The organism is Kytococcus sp. HMSC28H12 (genome assembly GCF_001816045.1).
GTDB classification, from domain to species: Bacteria; Actinomycetota; Actinomycetes; order Actinomycetales; family Dermatophilaceae; genus Kytococcus; species Kytococcus schroeteri.
This window is the reverse complement of record NZ_KV824425.1, coordinates 1-2889: the sequence shown is the minus strand read 5'-3', so window position 1 is coordinate 2889 and position 2889 is coordinate 1. Positions and strand designations below refer to the sequence as shown.

4 protein-coding genes are annotated in these 2889 nt (G+C 73.9%); all 4 read left to right on the top strand.

Translation table 11 applies throughout. The features are described 5' to 3' along the window. Window positions 1-265: 265 nt before the first annotated feature. Window positions 266-748, top strand: a complete 483-nt coding sequence (rimP, locus tag HMPREF3099_RS05640; protein WP_070705096.1) for a ribosome maturation factor RimP — start codon at window positions 266-268, stop codon at window positions 746-748. A gap of 70 nt (window positions 749-818) precedes the next feature. Beyond that, on the top strand, window positions 819-1853 hold the full coding sequence (nusA, locus tag HMPREF3099_RS05635; RefSeq protein WP_070705095.1) for a transcription termination factor NusA: 1035 nt from the start codon (window positions 819-821) through the stop codon (window positions 1851-1853). Between the two features lie 16 nt (window positions 1854-1869). Further along, entirely contained in the window at window positions 1870-2292 is a 423-nt protein-coding gene (locus tag HMPREF3099_RS11985; protein WP_083323535.1) for a YlxR family protein, read from the top strand. Between the two features lie 69 nt (window positions 2293-2361). Further along, window positions 2362-2889, top strand: a 528-nt coding sequence (locus HMPREF3099_RS05630) for a translation initiation factor IF-2 N-terminal domain-containing protein (RefSeq protein WP_202816700.1), incomplete at its 3' end; no start/stop codon positions are given.

The window sequence follows — 2889 nt, the reverse complement described above, 5'->3', positions numbered from 1 at the left end:
GCAGCACCAGCCCGGCGACGGCCGCCCGGGCCCAGGCACGGCGCGAGGGGCCGCTCGGCGTGGCGGTGTCCGAGGGGGCGGTGCGGTCGTCGCGGTGGGGGAGGCGCATCATCACGCTCCGATGATGGCACGCGGGCAGCGGGCCCGCTGCGGTGGACTCGCCCGTCCGGATCGTTCCCGACTAGGATGCTGGCCACAATTCGGTGCGCACCGCGCCGGGCATCCGACTCGAGAACAGCCGTCCGACCGGCACCAGGAGGCACACGTGGCACTCGCAGACCGCGCCGAGAAGGTGCAGCAGATCGCCGGGCAGGCCGTCGCCCCGCTGGGGCTCGAGGTCCCCGACGTCGTCATCACGCCGGCCGGCAAGCGCTCGGTGGTGCGCGTCCTGGTGGAGCCCACCCTCCCGGCGCAGGACGACGGGGCCTCCGTGCTGGAGCCGGTGACCCTCGACCAGGTGGCCGAGGCCACCGAGGCCGTGAGCACCGCCATCGACGCCGACGACCCCTTCGGCGAGCAGCCCTACACGCTCGAGGTCAGCTCCCCGGGCGTCGACCGTCCGCTCACCGCCCCGGAGCACTTCCGCCGCGCCGTGGGGCGGCTGGTGGAGTTCCGGGCGGAGGGCGCCGAGCCGTTCACCGCCCGCGTCGTGCGCGTCACCACCGAGGGCGTCGAGCTCGAGGACGGGCGCACCCTGGCTGCCGGTGAGACCGGCACCGGTCAGGTCCAGGTCGAGTTCCGCCGGTGACCCACCCGCCCCGCGACCGCGGGGCCCACAGCTGTCCGAGCCCCCCACGGGGCCGTGCGAGGAGAAGACAATGAAGATCGACATGGCAGTGCTCCGCGACCTGGAGCGAGAGCGCGAGATCCCGCTCGACGTGCTGGTGCCCTCCCTGGAGGCCGGCCTCCTGCAGGCCTACCAGCACGAGGCCGGCGGCCGGCGCAACGCGCGCGTGGAGCTCGACCGCAAGACCGGGCAGGTCGTGGTGTGGGCCCGCGAGGACGCGCCGGTGCTCGAGGACGGCACGCGCGGCGAGGCCGGTCCCGAGTTCGACGACACCCCCGAGGACTTCGGCCGGATCGGGGCGTTCACCGTGCGCCAGGTGATCCGCCAGCGCCTGCGCGACATCGAGGACGAGGCCGTCCTGGGTGACTTCAAGGGCAAGGAGGGCGACATCGTCGCCGGGGTCATCCAGCAGAGCAACGACCCGCACGCCATCCACGTCGACCTCGGCACCATCGAGGGCCTGCTGGGCACCTCCGAGCAGGTGCCGCTGGAGAAGTACGCCCACGGCGACCGCATCCGCTGCTACGTCATCCACGTCAAGCGCGGTATGAAGGGCCCGGTCATCGGCCTGAGCCGCACCCACCCCAACCTCGTGCGCAAGCTCTTCGCGCTCGAGGTGCCCGAGGTGGCCGACGGCACCGTGAAGATCGAGTCCATCGCCCGCGAGGCGGGGCACCGGTCCAAGGTGGCCGTGCGCGGGACGCAGTCCGGCGTCAACGCCAAGGGCGCCTGCATCGGCCCGATGGGGGGCCGCGTGCGGGCGGTGATGAACGAGCTGCAGGGCGAGAAGATCGACATCGTCGACTACGACGAGGACCCGCAGCGCTTCGTGGCCGCAGCGCTCTCCCCGGCCAAGGTGACCTCCGTGACGGTGGTGGACGCCAAGACCCGCTCGGCGCGGGTCACGGTGCCCTCCCACCAGCTCTCCCTGGCCATCGGCAAGGAGGGGCAGAACGCCCGTCTGGCGGCCCGCCTGACCGGCTGGCGCATCGACATCCAGCCGGACCAGCCGGTCGGTGGGGCGGCGGACGCGGACGCCCCGGCAGCCCCGCCGTCGGCGGGCTGACGTCCGGCGGGTTAGAATGGGTGGTCCTGCGGGTACGCCTGCCCCCCACACCCCCGTGCGAACGTGCGTCGGGTGCCGCGGCAGGGACCCCCAGGCGGAGCTCGTGCGCCTCGTCGCCGTCCCTGCCCCCTCGGAACCGACCGGGGTGGCTGCCGGGCACGACGGCGGTCCGGACGGGCCCCGGACATCCGGTCGGTCCGGCACGCGTGTGGTGCCGGACCCGATGCGTAGGTTGCCCGGGCGTGGAGCACACCTCCACCCCGACCCTGCGTGCGTGGAGCGTGCCGTGCAGCGGCGCGCCATCCCGAGAGCCCTGCGGCTCCCGGGCGACGTCGACCTCGGCGAGGTCATCTCGTGGGCAGAAGGGCTCACGACCTCGGGCGAGCAGACGAGAGGAACAGGACATGGAAGCGGGACACACGCGATGAGCACCCGATGAGTACTCAGCGATGAGCACCCAGTACTGACAAAGGCCCCGCCTGCCTGGCGAGGGCCAGACAGGAGAGATGTGGCAAAGCTCAGGGTCCACGAGCTCGCGAAGGAGCTCGGAGTCACCAGCAAGGAGCTGCTGGCCCACCTGAAGGAGCAGGGCGAGTTCGTCAAGTCGGCGTCGTCGACGGTCGAAGCCCCGGTCGTGCGCAAGGTGCGCGACAACCCCCCTGCCGGCGCGCAGCCGGCCGACGCCCCTGCGGGCGAGCAGAAGAAGGCCGACGCCAAGCCGGCCGCCGGGTCCGGCCCCAAGCCGGGTCCGAAGGCGACCCCCGGTCCCAAGGGCGCGACGCCCGGCCCGAAGGCCACGCCCGGTCCCAAGCCGTCCGCGGGGAAGCCCGCTGCGCCGACCCCCGGGCCGAAGGCGACCCCGGGTCCCAAGGCGACCCCCGGGCCGAAGCCGGGCCGCGCCGCCCAGCAGGAGTCCGCGGGCAAGGCCGCTCCGGCCGCCACGCCGGGCCCCAAGGCCACTCCCGGCCCCAAGGCGGCCCGTCCGGGCAACAACCCGTTCGCGCCGAGCCAGGGCATGCCCAAGCCGGGCAGCGCC